Consider the following 21217-nt stretch of genomic DNA (forward strand, 5'->3'; position numbering starts at 1 on the left):
TATAATAACATAAGCTTATAGACGTTATTTGTACTATGAAAAAACTGTTACTCATATCTTTTATTGTATGCACTATTTTTGGTTTTGCTCAACAAAAACAGTTTACAATCCAATGGGATGGTACAACAACTTTAGAAACTTCTTCTTTCCAGGTTGAGTTGCCTGCTTTTAATAAAAAAAACTACAGCTATAGTGATTCAGAAGGGTTGTTTTATATTTCTCAATGGGAAATAAGTTCATTGTTAAATGAAAAGTCACTTACGCTTTCTAATGTTTCTTATGCAACTATATCAGTTAATGAATTAAAAGGATTGTCTAAAGAGTTAATACCTAACTCGCCAAACGCTAAATTGTCTAATTCTGTTGATAGAGATAAAATTAATGCCTTTCTTAAAATTAGTCCTATTATCAATGATGATGGGATTTTAAAAAAAATCACATCGTTTACTATTAATTACTCATCTGGTTCTTCTAATAGAAATGCATTTAACTCTCAGGAGATTGTTAATTCTGTTTTAAATTCTGGTAGTTGGAGACGTTTTTATGTTGAAAATTCAGGAGTATTTAAAATAACCAAAAGATTTTTAGAAGATATTGGAGTTAATACAGATGTCGATCCTAGAACCATCAAAATTTATGGTAATGGAGGTGCAATGTTGCCCATGCCTAACGATGAATTTTACCCAATTGATCTCACAGAAAATGCCATCAAGTTTATTGGTGAAAATGATGGTGTATTCAATGATGGTGATTATATCTTGTTTTATGCAGAAGGTCCTAAAGGTAATGTAGAAGAAAATCGTATTAACACCAATATTAATCCTTACACCAATATCTCTAATTATTATGTCAATTTTGGCGGTTCTTTTGGTAAGCGTATCGAAACCGCAGTGCAACCTGATGAAAATCCGGATTTCACTATAGATACATTTCAGGACTATCAATTTTATGAGGTCGACGAATTTAATATTGCTAAACTCGGAAGACGTTGGTTTGGAGATCGTTTTGATGTAGAGAATGAAAAGACTGTCACATTCAATTTTCCAAATTTAGTCACAACTGAGCCAGCTAAATTAAAAGTTTATGTTGCAGCTGTATCTGATGTTCAGACATTTATGGATATTAAAGTTAACTCAGTCGATGTGGCAACCATTTCTGCTAGTGGGCTTACTGATGGGATTTTAGCCACAGGAGCTTCTTATGCTGGTGACATTCAATTAGCTACTTCTGAAGTAAGTGTGAATTTAGAATATAATAACAATGGAAATCCGTCATCTCTGGGTTATTTAGATTACGTTTCTATAGAAGCCATTAGAGATTTAATTTATAATGGAGGGCAATTGCGATTTAAAAATGACATTGTCGAAACAACAAATGGTATTGCTGAGTATGTTATTTCTAACGCTTCCAACGTTAATGAAGTTTGGGATATAACAGATAAGTATAATGTGACGAGTATTCCTAATTCTAATCAAGATTCAAGTTTTAATTTTAAAGCAGTTTCTGGAAATCTTAGACATTACATAGCTCTTAATAATCAAAACTTTTTTGAACCTTCAAGAGATGGAGATTCCTATGTCAGCAATCAAAATTTAAAAGGCACTATTTTTCTAAATAGTCAAGGGGTATTTCAAGATGTAGATTACATTATAGTTACACCTAGCAATATGCTTTCTCAAGCCGAGAGATTGGCAGATATTAATAGACAGCAGTATGATTTAAGTGTTAAAGTTGTTACATTAGATCAAATCTATAAAGAATTTAGTTCTGGAAATCAGGATATTGGAGGTATTAGAAACTTTGTAAGGTATGTTTATCATAATGCCAGTGCTCCAGATAAGAGATTGAAGTATTTGTGCCTTTTTGGAGATGCATCGTTTGATTATAAAAACAGAATATCCAATAATACCAATATAGTGCCTACCTGGTTCTCATATAATAGTTTTAGTTTGACTACGTCTTTTGTGTCTGATGATTTTTATGCCATGATGGATGATAATGAAGGTAACATGGAGGTTTCAAACAAAGCTGATATTGCAGTAGGAAGAATTTTAGCTAATACACCACAACAAGCCACAGAATTGGTTGATAAAATTCAAGAGTATTATTCAGAACTTTCATTTGGCAGCTGGAGAAATAATATATTAATGATTTCTGATGATGTAGATGTAGGAAGTTTTGAGGGAGAATTACAGCAAACTACAGATAATATTGCTAACATCGTTACTCAGGAAAAACCGTTTTTAAATGCCGTTAAGATTCATTCCGATGCATTTCTACAGGAATCCTCTTCTGCAGGTGAACGCTATCCTCAAGTAAATAAAGAAATAAGAGATGCTATAGATGTTGGTGCATTAGTGGTTAATTATTTTGGTCATGGAGGTGAAGATGGTTTAGCTTCCGAGCGTATTTTTGATAAAAATGATTCTCAGGAAGTCGCAAATGCTTGTAAATATAACTTATTTATTACTGTAACCTGTGAGTATACTAAGTTTGACGATCCATTAAGACAAACAGCTGGTGAATTTACATATTGGAATGCTAAAGGTGGAGCCATAGGCTTAATTACAACGACGAGACAAATTTTCGTCAGTCTTGGTCAGGCTTTTAATGTAATTATTGAGCCTTATCTATTTGCATTTGGCTCTAATGAATATCCATCTGTAGCTGAAGCATTACGACTGTCTAAAAATGATCCAGGTATTAGTGGTAATATTCAAAAGCCTTTAGTTTGGTTTATTGGAGACCCAGCAATGAAACTGGCTTTTGCTAAACCAGATGTAAGATTGACCAAAATTAATGATATTCCAATTGGTGGAAATACAGATGTATTACAGGCTTTAGGTAAAGTTAAGTTGTCTGGAGAGGTTGTTAATGAATCAGGTAATGTCTTGTCTGATTATAATGGTATATTAACAGCAACTGTATTTGATAAGGAAATAGACAGACAGACATTGAATAACGATAATCAAACTAATAATGGACAACCTGTAATTATGGACTTCAAAACTTTGGGAGAAATCATTTTTAAAGGTCAGGCAACAGTTGCCAATGGACAGTTTGAATTTGAATTTGTCGTTCCGAGAGATATAGGGATTCCTGTTGGTCCAGGAAAAGTTAGTTTCTATACGATGAGAAAACTTCCTTTAGAAAACAGAGCAGGTTCTAGCTTTGATATCCAAGTAGGAGGTATAAACGAAAATGCTGCAGAAGATAATACAGGACCTGTTATAAATCTTTTTATGAATGATGAAAACTTTGTTTCAGGAGGTATCACTAATGAACAACCTTCTCTTTTAGCAAAATTACAAGATGAAAACGGAATTAATACAGCCAGTGGAATAGGTCATGATATTGTTGCAATCATTGATGGTGATGAAACGAATCCTTTTGTATTAAATGACTATTACCAAGCTAATATTGACGATTATCAAAACGGAAAGGTAAGTTATCCTTTTAGAGACTTAGAGCCTGGGTTACATACCTTGAGCCTTAAAGCCTGGGATGTTTACAATAATTCTTCAACTGCAGAAATACAATTTGTAGTTTACGATAAAGACCAGGAATTAGTGATAGATAACGTTTTAAACTATCCAAATCCATTTATTGATTATACCGAATTTTGGTTCAATCACAATAGTCCTGATGTTTTAGACGTTTCAGTACAGATATTTACGGTTTCAGGTAAACTGGTCAGAACTCTCAACGGTCAGACTAATGCAGGAAGTAAGGTGACAAGTTCATTATCAAAAGATATAGTTTGGGATGGTAGAGATGACTTTGGCGATAAAATTGGTAAAGGTGTCTATATTTACAAACTAAAAGTGAGATCTAATCGTTTAAATAAACAAGTTGAAAAAATTGAAAAACTTGTAATACTATAATAAAGATTTATATTTGCCTAATTGTTAGGCTACTTAAAATTGCTTAAAAAGACAATAAATTACAGATGAAAAAATACATTTTAGCCCTTATTACAGTTTCATTATTTAATATAACTAATGCTCAAGAAACTGTCGTCATTCCAAATAGTGTTGATTCCAGAGTAATAACAACAGGAGTACCATTCTTGTTAATTGCTTCAGATGCACGTGCTGCAGGTATGGGAGATATTGGTGTGGCAACCTCAGCCGATGCAAACTCTCAACAATGGAATCCAGCAAAATATTCATTCTCTTTAGCTAAATCTGGTATCGGAATTAATTACACACCTTATCTAAGCAAATTAGTTAATGATATTTTTCTTGGTAACGTAACTTATTTTAATAGATTAAACGAACGTAGTGCATTTGCAGTGAGTTTTAAATATTTTAGTCTTGGAGAAATAGAAATCGTTCAGGATGAATTTTCAGAAGCTTTAATCGAACAACCTAATGAACTTACCTTAGATGCATCCTATTCATTACGTTTGGCAGATCAATTTTCCATGGCTGTAGCCTTACGTTATTTACGATCAGATTTAAGAATTCAAGCTGTTGATGCTAATGCTGCTGCTGCAAGTTCCATTGGTGTTGATATTGCTGGTTATTACCAAAGTGAAGAGGAAGCTTACGATAGTTTTAATGGTCGTTGGAGAGCAGGTTTTGCTATTCAAAATTTAGGACCTAAAATTAAATATGATGATGGCGGAAGAGAAAACTTCTTACCTACAACCCTAAGATTAGGTGGTGGTTTTGACTTTATCTTTGATGACTATAATAAGTTAGCTGTTACTGCTGAAGTTACGAAACTACTAGTACCAACACCTCCAATATTAGGTAGAGAATTTGAATACGTTGACAATAATGCTAATGGTCAATATGATGCTGAAGAAGATGACTTAGTTGGTTTTCCTAACAGTCCGGTTAATGATAATGTAATTATTGAAGGTCAGGATAACAATGTAGGTTTTGGAAAAGGAATTTTTCAATCGTTTGGTGATGCACCAGGAGGTTTTAGTGAAGAGTTAAGAGAGTTTACATGGTCTTTAGGAGCAGAATATACTTATCAGGATTCCTTTGCGTTTAGAGCAGGATATTTTAATGAAGCCGAAGATAAAGGTGCGCGTAAGTTTTTTGCTTTAGGTGCCGGATTTAAATACACCACAATAAATATTGATTTATCATACTTATTCTCAGCTTCAAAAATTCAAAGTCCGTTAGAAAATACATTGCGTTTTTCTTTAGTGTTTAACTTTGGAGATAATGAATATGATGAATACTAGAATGCAGTATTAATCTCAAATAAAAAAACTATTGTTTCATTAAAGCAATAGTTTTTTTGTCTAATACAAGATCACATGAAGGATATAAAAATAGAATCTACCCTAACCGTTTACGATGACTTTAGTGAGTTGCCTTCAGACATTGCGTCTCTAATGGAAAAAGCAATCGAAGCACGTAAAAATGCTTATGCACCTTATTCAAAATTTAGTGTAGGTGCAGCGATTTTATTAGATAATAATGAAATTGTTACGGGTAACAACCAGGAAAATGCATCGTATCCTTCAGGTTTGTGTGCAGAACGAACCGCTATTTATTATGCAGGTGCACAATATCCTGATGCAAAAATCTTGAAAATGGCATTAACTGCTGGCTCTAGAATTAATCAAACCATTACACCCATTCCTCCTTGTGGAGCCTGTAGGCAAGCTATTGCTGAATACGAGGTAAAACAAGAATCACCTATTGAAATCTATTTTATGGGTGAAACAGGGAAAGTTGTTAAATCTAATTCTTTAGCAAATTTATTACCACTAGGATTCGATAGAAGTTTTCTATAACGATTTCGTAAAAAAATAACGTTTTTCGGTTTTTTCATTACTATCTAAAGTGTTATTTTTGTTATTCGCTTGTCCTAATGTTTTTACATTAGGATGTCATATGAGAAACTTGAGATTATTAATCTGAAGTATTAGTTTTATATCAATACTAAAAATAAATGCAAAAAGTAACAAAAGAAGTGTACCTAAAATGGTATGAAGATATGTTGTTCTGGAGAAAGTTTGAAGACAAACTAGCTGCAGTTTATATTCAGCAAAAAGTAAGAGGTTTTCTGCACTTATACAATGGTCAGGAAGCGGTTTTAGCAGGAGCACTTCATGCAATGGATCTCACCAAAGATAAAATGATCACTGCATACAGAAATCACGTTCAACCAATTGGAATGGGAGTCGATCCTAAACGTGTTATGGCAGAGTTATATGGTAAAGCTACAGGAACATCACAAGGTCTTGGTGGTTCAATGCATATCTTTTCAAAAGAACACCGTTTTTATGGTGGTCATGGTATTGTAGGTGGACAAATTCCTTTAGGTGCAGGAATTGCTTTTGGAGATAAATATCACAATGTTGATGCTGTTACCTTATGTTGCTTTGGTGATGGAGCTGCTCGTCAAGGTTCACTTCATGAAACATTTAACTTAGCGATGCTTTGGAAATTACCCGTAGTTTTCGTCTGTGAAAATAACGGATATGCTATGGGAACATCAGTAGAACGTACTGCAAATCATACAGAAATCTGGAAGTTAGGTTTAGGTTACGAAATGCCATGTGGACCAGTTGATGGTATGAATCCTGTAAAAGTAGCTGAAGCTTTTGATGAAGCTATTTCAAGGGCCAGACGTGGTGATGGACCCACATTTTTAGAATTAAAAACATATAGATATAGAGGGCATTCAATGTCTGATGCGCAGCATTACAGAACTAAAGATGAAGTGGCAGAATATAAAAAAATAGATCCTATCACTCAGGTTAAAGATATTATCTTAGAAAAGAAATATGCAACTGAGAACGATATTAAAACTATTGATAAACGCGTAAAGAAACTTGTAAGTGAATGTGAGAAGTTCGCAGAAGAATCACCTTACCCAGAAAAAAGTGTGATGTATGACGCTGTTTATGAACAAGAAGATTACCCATTTATACAACACAAAATATAAGCTATGGCAGAAGTAATTAACATGCCTCGTTTGAGTGACACCATGGAAGAAGGAACTGTCGCTACTTGGTTGAAAAAAGTAGGAGATGAGGTTGAAGAAGGTGATATTTTAGCTGAAATTGAAACAGATAAAGCAACAATGGAGTTTGAGTCTTTCAATGAAGGAATCCTGCTTCATATTGGCATCCAAGAAGGTGAAACAGCTAAAGTTGATACTTTATTAGCCATTATTGGAGAAGAGGGTGAAGATATTTCTGAGTATTTAAACAATGCCAATGATAAAGTATCTGTCACGTCAAGCGAAGACGATACATCTGATTCTGATAAATCAGAAGACAATGCCTCTCCCGATAATAATGAAGCATCTGATGATTCTTCTGAAAATCAAGAATTACCAGAAGGAGTAACAGTTGTAACCATGCCTCGCTTAAGTGACACCATGGAGGAAGGAACTGTAGCAACCTGGTTGAAAAAAGTAGGAGATGAGGTTGAAGAAGGTGATATATTAGCTGAAATAGAAACAGATAAAGCCACGATGGAATTTGAATCATTCCAATCTGGAACCTTATTACATATTGGTTTACGGGAAGGTGAATCCGCAAAAGTAGATTCATTATTAGCAATTATAGGTCCTAAAGGAACAGACGTTGCTAATATTGCTAAAAACTTCAAAGTTAAAGGCTCAGCTTCACCAAAAAAAGAAGAAACACCAAAACAAGATAAAAAAGCGACAGACATTCCTAAGCAAGTTGAAACTCAACAAAAAGAAAATAAAAAACCACCTAAGGCTCAGGCTTCAACCTCAACGGGAAGAGTATTTGTGTCTCCTTTGGCAAAGAAAATGGCTGAAGAAAAAGGAATCAATTTATCTCAGGTTGATGGTTCTGGTGAAAACGGAAGAATCGTAAAACGCGATATAGAGAACTTTTCACCTGCTTCTCAATCGGCTTCTGTTGGCAAATTTGTTCCTACAGGTCAGGAAGATTTCGATGAGGTTCCAAATTCTAATATGCGTAAGGCTATTGCCAAAAACTTAGCTAAATCTAAATTTACTGCACCACATTATTATTTAAATGTGGAGTTTGATATGGAGAATGCCATAGCATTTAGAACGCAATATAATTCATTACCTGATACTAAAATTTCCTATAACGATATGATAGTTAAAGCTTGTGCTTTAGCATTAAAACAGCATCCACAAGTTAATTCTCAATGGTTTGATGACAGAATGCAATTGAATAATCATGTGCATATTGGAGTTGCTGTAGCAGTACCTGACGGATTGTTAGTTCCTGTGGTTCGTTTTGCTAATGAGCAAAGCTTGCCTCAAATAGGAGCAGCTGTTAAAGAGTTTGCTGGAAAAGCAAGAAATAAAAAATTGGCTTTAGAAGAAATGGAAGGCAGTACCTTTACAATTTCTAATTTAGGAATGTTTGGTATAGAAAGCTTTACATCAATTATCAATCAACCAAATTCAGCAATCTTATCAGTTGGAACCATTGTTGAAAAGCCAGTTGTTAAAAACGGGCAAATTATTCCTGGAAATACAATGAAATTAACATTGGCTTGTGATCACAGAACCGTAGATGGTGCTACTGGAGCTCAATTCCTTCAAACGTTAAAAGGGTATATTGAAAACCCAGTAACGATGTTAGTCTAATTCTTTCAGATTCGTTATTCTGAATTTGTTTAATTCTAAATATCTGCTTGGAATCAAAACATTCACAAATTTTGATTTCACAATTTCATCATAATATCATCCTGATTTGAGTTTTTCAAGTCAGGTTTTTTTATCTTTAAATCCTAATTTAATTCTACAATGAAGCATATTTTATCCTTATCTTTTTTACTGCTGATTCTAAGCTGTAAAACCAGTACAAAGTCAGAATCGATTACCATAACAAATACCGAAGTTAAAGAAACGGTGAGCTATTTAGCATCAGATGGTTTACAGGGTCGTCACGCTGGAAGTGAAGGCGTTGAAAAAGCAGCGAGTTATATTGAGTCTAAATTTAAGGCTTATGGAATAAAACCGTACTATGACACTTATAGAGATACGTTTAAAATTGATAGTTTAGATGCTTTTAATGTTATTGGTTTTATTGAAGGAACTGATGAAAATTTAAAAAATGAAATCATTGTTTTAGGAGCACATTATGATCATATAGGCTCTGGAGGAGATGCTAAACGTAAAAGCAGAAAAGGTAATATTACAGAAACAGATTCTATTGCAAATGGAGCCAATGATAATGCTTCTGGTACAAGTGCTGTTATAGCTATGGCAAGATATTTTGCCGCAAAGAAAACTAATAAACGCAGTATTATGTTTGCTTTGTTTTCTGCTGAAGAATTAGGACTATTAGGATCTAAGCATTTAGCTAAACGCTTAAAATCTGAAAACATTAACCTTTACACCATGGTTAATTTTGAAATGATAGGTGTGCCATTTAAAGATCGCAATTATCAAGCATTTATAACTGGTTATGATTTGTCTAATATGGCTAACAAAATAAATGAATATGTAGGCAGTAATTTTATTGGCTTGTCTGAGGTTGCTAAACAATACAACTTATTCAAACAGTCTGATAATTTTGCGTTTTATAAAGCATTTAATTTGCCAAGCCAAACCATCTCCTCATGTGATTTGTCAAATTACGATTATTACCATCACGCAGAAGACGAAACTCATGAATTGAATTATGACTTTATGGCAACCCTTATTAATAATTCAATTTTAGCCATTGAAAAAATGAGTAACACACCAACTAAAGAAATTGTTATGTATGAGTCAGAGTAAAAACATAATCATCACAGGAACAAGTAGAGGTATTGGTCTTGAACTCACGCGTTTGTTTGCAAATCAAGGACACAATGTATTGGCATTATCCAGAAATGCGACACCAGTAAGGAATCTTAATTTAGATAATATATCTTCTTTTGCTTTTGATTTATGTAAAGAAGATGATTACAAAATGGTAGAACAGTTTATACAAACCGAATGGAATCATGTTGATATTCTAATCCATAATGCTGGTTTATTACTCAATAAACCATTTGCTGAAACAACGTTTAAAGATTTTGTCAAAATATATGAAACCAATGTGTTTGGCGTTTCAGAGCTAACGCGAGTCGTTTTGCCTTTTATGAAGTCTAATGGACATGTCGTAACGATTAGTTCTATGGGAGGCATTCAAGGCAGTATGAAGTTTCCTGGATTGGCAGCTTATAGCTCTAGCAAAGGAGCAGTGATTACACTTTCTGAATTATTAGCCGAAGAATACAAAGACACAGGTCCTCAATTTAATGTTCTGGCTTTGGGAGCTGTACAAACCGAAATGCTTAAAGAAGCGTTTCCAGATTATCAGGCGCCAACCACAGCTAAAGAAATGGCTGAATACATTCAGGAGTTTTCACTTAACGGAAACAAATATTATAACGGTAAAGTATTACAAGTTTCAAATTCTACACCTTAATATGCTAAAATATAAGTGTGTTATCTTTGATTGTGATGGTGTCTTGGTAGATAGCGAGCCTATCGGGAATCAAGTTTTGGTCGATATGGCAAATGCATTAGGAGCCAATATCAATTTAGATTATGCATACAAACATTTTAAAGGAGAAAAAATGCAGTCCTGTGTTGATATCATTGAAACATTGATTAGTCAACCAATTCCTAAAGATTTTATAGCCAGTTATCGTCAAAAAAGTTTTGAAGCTTTTAAAACTAATATCAAACCAGTTGATGGTGTTGTAGAACTGATTCAAAGTCTCAAAATTCCGTATGGTGTAGCTTCAAACGGACCAGAAAATAAAATCCGACTTAATTTAGAAGTAACTGGATTATTACCCTATTTCAAAAATAAAATTTTCAGTTGTTATGCAATTCAAAAATGGAAGCCTAGTCCTGCAGTGTTTATTTGGGCAGCCGAAACCTTAGGCTTTAAGCCAGAAGACTGTTTAGTTATAGAAGATAGCCTAACGGGAGTCATAGCAGCTAAAAATGGAGGTTTTGATGTAATAGGTTATACTGCTCATGATTATAATAATGAATTAAAATCTGAAGCAACCTATATTTTTGACAGCATGACAGACATAAAAGAAAATTTAGTAAGTTTTTAATGCACAACTCAATACAATTAAGTAACATTTAGTCTATTTTTGAATGATGCAAGACACGCTTCAAACTTATATTCCCAATAAGGCAATTCCTCAGGTTTTAGAGTTGCTCAAGCATGATCATCTTGTCGTAAAAGTAAAGCAGGAACGAAAAACAAGACATGGTGATTATAAACGTTTACCTAATGGAAGACATCAAATAACCGTTAATTCTAATCTAAATACTTACAGGTTTTTAATTACATTACTTCATGAAATCGCACATTTTGAAGCCTACAAAAGATTTGGTAAAACGATTAAACCTCATGGTATTGAATGGAAAAAAACATTTCAACACTTAATGCTGCCGTTTTTAAATCCCGAAATATTTCCAGTTGAAATTTTACCTCTATTGGCAAAACATTTTAGAAGTCCAAAAGCATCCAGTGATACAGATATCCAGCTTGCCTATGCTTTAAAGCAATTTGATGCTCCAAACGATAAAACCTTTATATTTGAATTACCTTTACATAGCACATTTAAATTATACAATGGTCGTGTGTTTAAAAAAGGTAAAAAACGACGAACCAGATACGAATGCGTAGAGATAAAAACAGGACGATTGTATGTGTTTAATCCAAATGCAGAAGTTGAATTATTAGATGAATAAAAATGTCACTTTGAACGCAGTCGAAAGGTCTTTTTTAAAAAGGTTTTTTAACTCTGGTAATTATCGGAGTGTTCAGAATGATAAAATAAACATTTTATGAATAAAAATTATTATGCCATCCTAATGGCTGGAGGGGTTGGGTCAAGATTTTGGCCTGTAAGTACACAAGATTTTCCTAAGCAATTTCACGATATGCTAGGAACAGGTGATACACTCATTCAGAAAACCTTTAATCGATTAGCAAATGTAATTCCGAAAGAAAATATTTTTATTTTAACCAATGAACGTTATAATGATTTGGTATTTGAACAATTACCTGAAGTTACAAAACGACAAGTGGTTTTAGAGCCAGCAATGCGAAATACAGCACCTTGTATTTTGTATGCAGCCTTAAAAATTCAGAAAGAAAATAAAGATGCAGTGATGATTGTTGCACCAAGTGATCACTGGATTGAAGATGAAACAGCTTTTACTAATAATGTTCAGCAAGCTTTCAATTTCTGTACTGAGAATGATGCACTTATGACGTTAGGCATACAGCCAACCTTTCCAAACACTGGTTATGGATATATTGAATTTAATCAATCAAATGCTTCTGATATAAAACCTGTAAATCAGTTCAGAGAGAAACCAGATTATGAAACCGCAAAGCAGTTTATTGCTAAAGGTAATTTTTTGTGGAATGCAGGTATTTTTATGTGGAGTGTGTCTAGTGTTGTAAATGCTTACAAGAAAAACCAATCTAATTTGTATCAACTTTTCGCAAAAGGAATTGAGATGTATAATACCGATTTAGAAGATGAATTTATAAGAGATAATTATAGTAAAGCTGAAAATATCTCTGTGGATTACGCTATTATGGAATCTTCTAAAAACGTTTTCGTATTACCAGCTACTTTTGACTGGAACGACCTTGGAACTTGGGGAAGTCTTTACGATAAACTAGATAAAGATGAAAATAATAACGCCGTGGTTCATGCGAAAACATTAACTGAAGATGCTTCAGGGAATATGATTAGAACTAAAAATGATAAGGTTGTAGTCGTTGATGGTTTACAAGATTATATTATTGTCGATAAAGACGAAGTTTTACTTATCTTTCCGAAGGCAAAAGAACAAGATATTAAAAAAGTGCTCCAGAATGTCAAAGCTAAATATGGAGAGGAATATGGGTAGAATGCTCAGACGTTCGCCCAAGGTAATGTAATAAATAATTTTTTTATTTCTGAATTTGGAATTCTAAATTCAAAACTTTTTTAAAAACTATGAGTGACGATAACAAATTTAACTTTTCTGAGGAAGAGCAGCAGCAAATCACCAATGAGATGAATAAGGAAGCTGCTGTTAAAGAAAAGAAAGATGCAGTTAGAAAAGATGCTAAAGGCTTATTTGCAAGTATAAAAAACTTTATGAGTGAACTCCTGGATTTTAGGGAAGACACAGATAGAGATGCAACAATTACTGCAATAAAAGCTGATATTCCTTTTAAAGGAGCAACAGCATGGATTTTAGTATGCTCGATATTTGTAGCATCAATTGGGTTAAATGCAAACTCAACTGCAGTGGTTATTGGAGCCATGCTTATTTCTCCATTAATGGGTCCGATTTTAGGCGTAGGTTTATCTATCGCTATTAATGATATTGATACCCTTAAACGGTCTCTAATAAACTTAGCCATTATGATTGTTTTGAGTTTATTAACCGCTTTTTTGTTTTTTAGATTCTTTCCATTGAGTGAAGATACTTCTGAACTTTTAGGACGTGTTAAACCAGATATTCGAGATGTTTTAATAGCTTTCTTTGGTGGTTTGGCCTTGATTATCGCCAGAACTAAAAAAGGAACGATTGCTTCTGTTATATTTGGAGTTGCCATTGCTACAGCATTAATGCCACCACTGTGTACTGCTGGTTATGGTTTAGCGAAAGCTAACTGGGAATATTTTGGACAAGCAATGTATTTGTTTACCATAAATACAATTTTTATTGCTTTAGCGACATTTTTAGTATTAAAGATTTTACGTTTTCCGATGCTCAAATATGCTAATTCTGCTAAGCGAAAACGGATTGCCAGATTAGCATCTTTAGTAGCAATTGTAGTGATGGTTCCTGCAGCATTTACATTTGTAGATGTTTTAAAAGAAAGTCGTTTTGAGATTGATGCTAAAGCATTTGTTGAAAATGAACTTAAAGCGTTACCAAATTCGGGATACATTAAAAAAAATGTAAGTATTAATTATGACCCTCAAGGAGATTCCTTTATTGAATTGATCCCGTTTGGGAATGATGAAATTTCTGAAGAAACACGAGGCTTGTTAGAAGCTCGTTTTAGTGATTATTCAGCACTTAAAAATGCAAAACTATACGTCAATCAAGTCAAAAATAGAGCTATCAATAATTTAGAATATATGGAAGAATTGCGTACTCGTGATTCAATTGATTTACTATCTCAAAGTCAAAAGATTTCTTATTTAGAAAACAGAGTAGCTCATTTATCATTTTTAGAACGTGAACAAATTCCATTTAATGAATTAATAAAAGAGATTAAAATAAATTACGATGGTTTAGAGCAAATTTCTTATTCTAATGAGATCAGATCAAATTTCAAAACACTGGATACGATGAAAGTCTTTAGTGTTAAATGGGTTGACTCTTTGGTAACCACTGAATCTAAAGCAAGAGATAGTCAAAAATTAAAAGCCTTTATAAAAGAGAGATTGGATTTAGATACGCTTGTAATAAGAAGTGTGAATTGATGTTTATTCGTTCTCTTCAATGTACATTTTTCTTACTTTTTTGAATAATTCTGATGAATATACAAAGTCAGTTACGACTTCATTGTCTGTTTTAAAGATGGTGTCTTTTGAGCCTTCCCAAGCTTTATGACCATCTTTTAAAAAGACGATTTTTTCTCCAATTTCCATTACAGAATTCATGTCATGGGAGTTGATTATTGTAGTAATATTGTATTCATCGGTAATCTCTTGAATAAGATTATCAATAACAATAGCTGTTTTAGGATCTAATCCAGAGTTTGGTTCGTCGCAAAAGAGGTATTTTGGTTTGTTTACAATAGCTCTGGCAATAGCAACACGCTTTTGCATGCCTCCCGAAGCTTCACTTGGCATTTTAAGATGTGCATCAGGAAGATTTACTCTTTTCAACACAAAATTAACACGGTCTTCCATTTCGCTTTTGCTTTGCTTAGTAAACATACGCAACGGAAACATGACATTTTCAGCTATGGTCATTGAATCAAAAAGAGCACTACCTTGAAAGACCATGCCCATTTTAGCTCGTAAATTTCGTTTTTCATCATCACTTAGTTCAGAATAGATATTTCCATCGTAAGATATAGTTCCAGATTCTGGTGTAAATAAACCAAGTAAGCATTTTAAAAACACGGTTTTTCCCGAACCACTTTGTCCAATGACTAAACTGGTTTTTCCTTTTTCAAAAGTAGTACTAATCCCTTTCAAAATATGAGCATCTCCAAACGACTTTTCTATATTATTTACTTCTATCATTAGCTTAAAAGCATTTGAGTTAATATATAGTTTAATAAAATAATCATGACACTCGTCCAAACAAATGAAGTTGTACTGGCTTTACCAACTTCCAAAGCACCACCTTTCATATAATAACCGTAGTATGATGGAATTGTGGCTAATAGAAAAGCAAATACAATTGTTTTTATAAACGCATAAATAATATGAAAAGGAATAAAATCGGTTTGCACACCAGTAATGTAATCTTCTAAAGTGCTAAATCCGCCATAAACACAAGCTGCCATTCCTCCTAAAACCCCTAAAAACATGGCAATTGAAATCACAAAAGGATAGAGCATTAATGCAATAAATTTTGGAAATACCAAATAATTAAGCGCATTGATTCCCATTACTTCTAAAGCATCAATCTGTTCTGTTACACGCATCGTACCAATACTTGACGTAATGAAGGAGCCTACTTTTCCAGCCATAATAATTGAAATAAATGTTGGTGCAAACTCTAGTATTACAGATTGTCGTGTGGCGAAACCAACTAAATATTTTGGAATAAGAGGATTGCTGATGTTTAAAGCGGTTTGAATAGTAACAACACCACCAACAAAAAATGAGATGAATGCAACAATACCCAAAGAGCCAATAATAAGGTCATCAATATCTTTCAAGATGAGTGTTCGCATAACCGACCATTTGGTAGGTTTGCGAAACATTTCAGCAATCATTAAAAAGTAGGTACCAATATTATGAAGGTTTTGCATAGTGTAATTTGATTATGCTAAAGTAAAAAAACTAATCTTATTTAACCTTAAATTTAAACTATGATGTTCTAAAATCTGTATTTTTGAAGCTCGAAATGCGCTAGATATATGCTAAAATATTTTTTTTTACTTGGAAGTCTTTTTTTTATAACTGTATCTCAATCTCAAAATGATAATCCTAAACTAATCGTAGGAATTGTAGTAGATCAAATGCGATATGATTACCTCACAAGGTTTTATAATAATTATGGAGAAGGCGGATTTAAACGAATCATGAATGAAGGATTCAATTGCAAAAACAACCATTTTAACTACATACCAACAAAAACAGGACCTGGTCATGCGTCTATTTTTACTGGTACAACTCCGAAGCATCATGGGATTATAGGTAATAATTGGTTTGATAAAGAATTAAAAAGAGATGTCAACTGTGTTGAAGACAATTCTGTTACACCTTTAGGCACGTTAAGTGACGATGGCAAAAAATCACCAGTAAAAATGTTGGTGTCAACCTTTGCTGATGAAAATCGGCTTTTCACTCAAATGAAAGGAATAACAATTGGAATTTCTGTTAAACGTAGAGGTGCTATTTTGCCAGCTGGTCATACAGCAAATGCTGCGTATTGGTGGGATTACGATCATAATGGAACAGGTCATTGGATATCGAGTACATTTTATATGGAGGAATTACCAGAATGGGTAACCGATTTTAATAACTCAAAAATTGCAGAGAGTTATTTTAAAACTTGGAATACTTTATACGATATCAATTCTTATGAAGACAGCGGAACAGATTCCAATACGTACGAACGAATTTTTAAGGGTGAAAAACAATCGGGTTTTCCACATGATTTGCCTAAGTTAAAAGACAAAAATGATGGTTTTAAAATTATTGCAAATTCTCCTTTTGGAAATAATTTAACCACAGATTTTGTTTTGAGAGCCATCAAAGAAGAGGCATTAGGAAAAGATAATGTTACAGATGTTTTAACCATTAGTTATTCCAGTACAGATAAGGTTGGACATGATTACGGACCAAACTCTAAAGAAGTTGAAGATACTTATTTACGCTTAGACCTCGAGCTAGAACGTTTGTTTAAGGCTCTAGATAATATGGTTGGTAAAGGAGAATATACCGTGTTTTTAACCTCAGATCATGGAGCTCCTCATGTGCCTTCTTATTTAGAAGATAACAAAATACCTTCGGGATTATTTGATTTGAATGCGATGCTCAACGATGTCAACAACCTGTTGTATGAACAGTATAAGGTTTCAGATTTAGCATTGAGTCGAATTAATAACCAAATATATTTAGACCATCAAAAAATAAGGGAACACAATATTGATGTACAGGAATTGAAAACGATTGTCTCTCGTAAATTATTAGCGTATAAATTGATAAGTAACGTTTATATGACTTCCGCAATAAATCAATTTCCAGAATCATCAGGATATCAAGAAAGGATGTTGTTTAATGGACATAATCAAAAACGATCTGGAGATATTCTATTTACATTTAATCCAGAGGTTTTTAAAGATGCTCCATGGAACAGAACAGGCACAGATCATCATTCGGGATATAATTATGACACACATGTGCCTCTTTTGTTTTTTGGAAAAGGTATCAAGCATGGAGAAACATTAACGCGAACACATATTATTGATATTGCACCTACCATATCTGCACTTTTAGGAATTAGTTTTCCTAATGCTAGTATCGGACAGCCTTTAGAATTTGTAATAGATTAATTTTGAAAAAAACTAGATTATATTCAATCATAGCCATTTTACTTCTTGTAGCTATTTTTAGTTATGAATTTGTCTTAGAAGATAATGAAATTTTAAAAATCGTTGAAGAAGGTGAGGTCTTTAAAACGAGTACTAACGACTATTTTTTACCGTCAAGTACAACAGGTCAAATTGTGCACCATGAACATTATTCTTTGTCATATAGTGAACCTCATGAGCAGGCACAATGGGTTGCTTACGAATTAAAAAAATCGCATTTGTCCAATACCAATTTTAAAAGACCTTACTTTGAAATTGATGAGGCGGTAAAAACAGGAGCAGCACATTGGCGTAATTATAAAAAATCAGGTTACGACAAAGGTCATCTATGTCCTGCTGGTGATAGACGATTTAGTAAACAAGCGCATGATGAAACCTTTCTGACGAGTAATATCAGTCCGCAAAATCATGAATTCAATTCTGGAATCTGGAATACGCTTGAACAAAAAGTAAGATATTGGGCAGAAAAATATGATGGTGTTTTTGTGGTTACAGGAGGTGTTTTAAAAGGAAATATGAACACAATAGGAGATGAAGATGTGAGTGTTCCAAATCAATTTTACAAAGTATTGATTGATGTTAATACATCAGATATAAAAATGATAGCTTTCTTAATGCCACATCAAGATTCAAATCAGCCGTTGTACAAATTTGTAGTCTCTGTTGATGAGGTTGAAGAATTAACTGGAATAGATTTTTTTGCTCAGCTTGATGACAGTATAGAAAACAAACTAGAAGCCTCAATTAGTTACAAAGGCTGGAGTTTTTAGTTTTGTTAGTTGGTATCTTTGTCATGCTGAGCAAAGTCGAAGCATCTCACTCACTCAATCATAACTGCTTTCTATTTCAACTTTGTAAGAATTCCATTCCATCTCAGGTTTCTAATAAATTTACCTTCATCCATAGTAACGATGAATGTTGTATTAGAGTTTTTTGCTTTATAATACCCTTTCATATAATTGATGAGTACTCTTAAATTTCGTTTTTTAAGTGCCATTTTTAAAGCTGTAATTAGAGTAATCATAAATCCGTATCGCATTTTGTATAAGGCTTCGCCCTGGAGATATTTTGAAGAAGTGTTATAATTAATTCCGGTTGGCTTTAAATGGTTGACTTTTAAAGAATCGTCAATTAAAATATCCCAATCATAATATTTAGCGAGAAGCTCGTCAACAGTATCCCAACCCATCGAAAGTTTGAGTAGCCCAATATCTAAAAAGCATTGTTTTCTATAAGCTTTCAATGCACCACGAATATGATCTTTACGAGTTAAATTTTCTAATATCCAGGCTTCATTTTTTTTAATATAGCACAAGCCAGCAGCCATTCCGATATTTTTATTCTTATTAAAGTGAAAAGCCAGCTGCTCAAGGTAATTCTTGGGAAAAATTAAATCTGCATCATACTTACAAATAACATCATATTGGTCGTCTAGAGTTTCAAAACCTTTATAAAAGGCATTGACAATTTTTGCTCCTGGTAAATGCTTGTTAGACGAAGTCGTATGCACTAATGAAATGAATTTATAAGTCTCGGTAAATTTTTGAACAATATGTTCTGTGTTGTCTGTAGAGTTATCATTCACAACCACAATGCGTTTCGGTAAATGTGACTGACTAACCAAAGACTCTAAAGTTAAAGCGATAGAATCTTCTTCGTTATGTGCAGGAATGATGATGTAGAAATTCATTTAAGCATTAAAACATGAATACATATTCCAAAGCTAAAGAAACGAATTGGAATTTGGAATTTAACATTCGGAATTTGTGGCTTTTTCAGCATAAATAATATAATATCTTGGAGTAAATAGACGAAGCAGCGGTCTGATACCCAACTTTTTTGTTGGATTCGTCCATTTTTCTGAAGCTATAATTTTCCATCCTGATTTTTCCAGCAACCAATCGAACTGCCAATCCTCAAATTCATGATAATGTCGGTCTCGCATATCTGTTTTGCTTCTATATGCAGAAGCAAACCATAATTTAAGAGGAATACTTACTAAAAGTTTATTGGCTTTTATTGATTTTAATACTGTAAATGGAGAAAGAAGGTGTTCGAAAATTTCAAATGCAGTTACCACATCTGCTTTAGAGTTTTCTATTTCAGAGGTGTCTAAATCTAAGTCTAAGCCAGAAGTGTTTTTAACCGTATACCCATTGCTTTTTAAGATGTCTGATAATGGGTTTTCAACACCTAAGTCCAAAATAGTTTCAGAAGTCTTTACATATTGTTTTAAAAATTGAACCGTATGTTTAAAGCGTTTATTTGGAAAACTGTTTTCGTACATTAATCTGGAATATTATCAAAAAGAAGTATTCTGGAACTGTCAACGTTTAGCATTTTAATTTTTTTATTCATTTTAATGCTTGTAAACAATGGCATTAATATTCATGCCAGCACCAACACTAGCAAACATAATGACATCACCTTTATGTATGTTATGATTTTTAAGCTGACCTTTTAAAATCATATCATATAATGTAGGAACCGTTGCAACACTGGAATTTCCAAGTGTATTAATACTCATTGGCATAATTCCTTCAGGCATTTTCATGTTATGAAGCTTATAAAAACGTTTAACAATAGCTTCATCCATTTTTTCATTAGCTTGATGAATCAATATTTTTTTGATATCTGTTATTGCATACCCACTTTTTTCCAAACATGATTTTAAAGCTAAGGGCACATTAGTTAAAGCAAATTCATAAATCTTGCGACCATACATTTTAATGTATCTGCGTTGATCTGTAATTTCTAGATGATTGGTTTTGCCAAAGTAGATAAAATGTGCTTCATCATATGTAAATGTAGCAGTTTCATGAGCGATAATTCCGCCATCTTCATCAGATTCTTCAACAATAACAGCACCTGCGCCATCACTATAAATCATGGAGTCACGATCGTGTTTATCAATAACACGAGACAATGTTTCGGTACCAATAATGAGACAGCGTTTTGCTAAACCTGAAGTAATAAATGCTTTGGCTTGAATGATGCCTTCGATCCATCCTGGACATCCAAACAGTAAATCGTAGCCAATACATTTTGGGTTTTTAATTTGTAGTAAATGTTTTATTCGGGAAGCAATACTAGGTACAGTATCACTTTGTTCTGTATTGTGTTTTACATCACCATAATTATGAGCAACAATGATATAGTCTAAAGTTTCTTTATCTATTTTTGCATCAGCGATAGCTTTTTCGGCAGCAAAAAAACCAATATCAGAGTTTAATAGGTCAGATTTTACATAACGCCTTTCTTGAATTCCCGTAATCGCTTTAAATTTATCAACTATAATTTCATTTGGACTATTTATCGTAGTGCCATCTGCATTTAAAAACTCATGATTATAGAAATCCTCATTCTTTTCAATACGACTAGGAATAAAACTTCCAGTTCCTGTTATTCTTATCGACATGTTTAATCTTTTTGATATTCCAATGTACTAAAGTAGCAATTATTAATGTTTTAAGTCTAAACTGAAAC

The 21217-nt window shown here is 33.2% G+C and carries 18 protein-coding genes; 13 read left to right on the plus strand and 5 right to left on the minus strand.

What is annotated here, in order from left to right:
* Nucleotides 1-35 precede the first annotated feature (35 nt).
* The 11 genes from porU to ACRHNM_RS10295 all read left to right on the plus strand — a co-directional run bounded on the left by porU (nucleotide 36) and on the right by ACRHNM_RS10295 (nucleotide 14435).
* Nucleotides 36-3884, plus strand: a complete 3849-nt coding sequence (gene porU / locus ACRHNM_RS10245) for a type IX secretion system sortase PorU (protein ID WP_431136252.1) — start codon at nucleotides 36-38, stop codon at nucleotides 3882-3884.
* 65 nt (nucleotides 3885-3949) lie between these two features.
* The gene (gene porV / locus ACRHNM_RS10250; RefSeq protein ID WP_431136254.1) at nucleotides 3950-5203 is read left to right on the plus strand and encodes a type IX secretion system outer membrane channel protein PorV; all 1254 of its coding nucleotides are present in this window, start codon (nucleotides 3950-3952) and stop codon (nucleotides 5201-5203) included.
* A 75-nt stretch (nucleotides 5204-5278) separates the two neighbouring features.
* The gene (gene cdd / locus ACRHNM_RS10255; protein ID WP_431136256.1) at nucleotides 5279-5761 is read left to right on the plus strand and encodes a cytidine deaminase; all 483 of its coding nucleotides are present in this window, start codon (nucleotides 5279-5281) and stop codon (nucleotides 5759-5761) included.
* A gap of 158 nt (nucleotides 5762-5919) precedes the next feature.
* The gene (gene pdhA, locus ACRHNM_RS10260; RefSeq protein ID WP_431136258.1) at nucleotides 5920-6918 is read left to right on the plus strand and encodes a pyruvate dehydrogenase (acetyl-transferring) E1 component subunit alpha; all 999 of its coding nucleotides are present in this window, start codon (nucleotides 5920-5922) and stop codon (nucleotides 6916-6918) included.
* A gap of 3 nt (nucleotides 6919-6921) precedes the next feature.
* Nucleotides 6922-8577, plus strand: a complete 1656-nt coding sequence (locus ACRHNM_RS10265; RefSeq protein ID WP_431136260.1) for a pyruvate dehydrogenase complex dihydrolipoamide acetyltransferase — start codon at nucleotides 6922-6924, stop codon at nucleotides 8575-8577.
* Between the two features lie 159 nt (nucleotides 8578-8736).
* Nucleotides 8737-9714 carry a M28 family peptidase gene (locus ACRHNM_RS10270; protein WP_431136262.1) on the plus strand — a complete coding sequence of 326 codons (978 nt, stop codon included), beginning with the start codon at nucleotides 8737-8739 and terminating at the stop codon, nucleotides 9712-9714.
* Entirely contained in the window at nucleotides 9701-10390 is a 690-nt protein-coding gene (locus ACRHNM_RS10275) for an SDR family NAD(P)-dependent oxidoreductase (protein ID WP_431136264.1), read from the plus strand. The genes ACRHNM_RS10270 and ACRHNM_RS10275 overlap by 14 nt, the downstream gene beginning before the upstream one ends.
* Before the next feature lies 1 nt (nucleotide 10391).
* Nucleotides 10392-11036 carry an HAD family hydrolase gene (locus tag ACRHNM_RS10280; protein WP_431136266.1) on the plus strand — a complete coding sequence of 215 codons (645 nt, stop codon included), beginning with the start codon at nucleotides 10392-10394 and terminating at the stop codon, nucleotides 11034-11036.
* A gap of 46 nt (nucleotides 11037-11082) precedes the next feature.
* The gene (locus ACRHNM_RS10285; RefSeq protein ID WP_431136571.1) at nucleotides 11083-11682 is read left to right on the plus strand and encodes a SprT-like domain-containing protein; all 600 of its coding nucleotides are present in this window, start codon (nucleotides 11083-11085) and stop codon (nucleotides 11680-11682) included.
* Between the two features lie 96 nt (nucleotides 11683-11778).
* On the plus strand, nucleotides 11779-12858 hold the full coding sequence (locus ACRHNM_RS10290) for a mannose-1-phosphate guanylyltransferase (protein WP_431136268.1): 1080 nt from the start codon (nucleotides 11779-11781) through the stop codon (nucleotides 12856-12858).
* Nucleotides 12859-12947: 89 nt separating this feature from the next.
* Entirely contained in the window at nucleotides 12948-14435 is a 1488-nt protein-coding gene (locus ACRHNM_RS10295) for a DUF389 domain-containing protein (protein ID WP_431136270.1), read from the plus strand.
* A gap of 3 nt (nucleotides 14436-14438) precedes the next feature.
* On the opposite strand, the gene ACRHNM_RS10300 is transcribed toward ACRHNM_RS10295, so the two are convergent.
* Entirely contained in the window at nucleotides 14439-15206 is a 768-nt protein-coding gene (locus ACRHNM_RS10300; RefSeq protein ID WP_431136272.1) for an ABC transporter ATP-binding protein, read from the minus strand.
* Nucleotides 15206-15943 carry an MlaE family ABC transporter permease gene (locus ACRHNM_RS10305; protein WP_431136274.1) on the minus strand — a complete coding sequence of 246 codons (738 nt, stop codon included), beginning with the start codon at nucleotides 15941-15943 and terminating at the stop codon, nucleotides 15206-15208. Before ACRHNM_RS10305 ends, ACRHNM_RS10300 begins: the two co-directional genes overlap by 1 nt.
* A 108-nt stretch (nucleotides 15944-16051) precedes the next feature.
* Between ACRHNM_RS10305 and pafA the strand changes: the two genes are divergently transcribed.
* Both pafA and ACRHNM_RS10315 read left to right on the plus strand, forming a co-directional pair.
* Nucleotides 16052-17692: an alkaline phosphatase PafA gene (gene pafA, locus ACRHNM_RS10310; protein ID WP_431136276.1), complete on the plus strand. Its 1641-nt coding sequence runs from the start codon at nucleotides 16052-16054 to the stop codon at nucleotides 17690-17692.
* A 2-nt stretch (nucleotides 17693-17694) separates the two neighbouring features.
* Nucleotides 17695-18501: a DNA/RNA non-specific endonuclease gene (locus tag ACRHNM_RS10315; RefSeq protein WP_431136278.1), complete on the plus strand. Its 807-nt coding sequence runs from the start codon at nucleotides 17695-17697 to the stop codon at nucleotides 18499-18501.
* Between the two features lie 71 nt (nucleotides 18502-18572).
* Here the strand turns inward: ACRHNM_RS10315 and ACRHNM_RS10320 are convergent, their stop codons facing one another.
* The 3 genes from ACRHNM_RS10320 to ACRHNM_RS10330 form a co-directional block, all read right to left on the minus strand.
* Nucleotides 18573-19421: a glycosyltransferase family 2 protein gene (locus tag ACRHNM_RS10320; RefSeq protein WP_431136280.1), complete on the minus strand. Its 849-nt coding sequence runs from the start codon at nucleotides 19419-19421 to the stop codon at nucleotides 18573-18575.
* A 60-nt stretch (nucleotides 19422-19481) separates the two neighbouring features.
* Nucleotides 19482-20018, minus strand: a complete 537-nt coding sequence (locus ACRHNM_RS10325; protein WP_431136282.1) for a methyltransferase — start codon at nucleotides 20016-20018, stop codon at nucleotides 19482-19484.
* A 72-nt stretch (nucleotides 20019-20090) separates the two neighbouring features.
* Entirely contained in the window at nucleotides 20091-21149 is a 1059-nt protein-coding gene (locus ACRHNM_RS10330) for a 3-oxoacyl-ACP synthase III family protein (protein ID WP_431136284.1), read from the minus strand.
* Between the last annotated feature and the right edge of the window lie 68 nt (nucleotides 21150-21217).

Source organism: Psychroserpens mesophilus, assembly GCF_050617655.1.
Taxonomy (GTDB): Bacteria; Bacteroidota; Bacteroidia; order Flavobacteriales; family Flavobacteriaceae; genus Psychroserpens; species Psychroserpens mesophilus_A.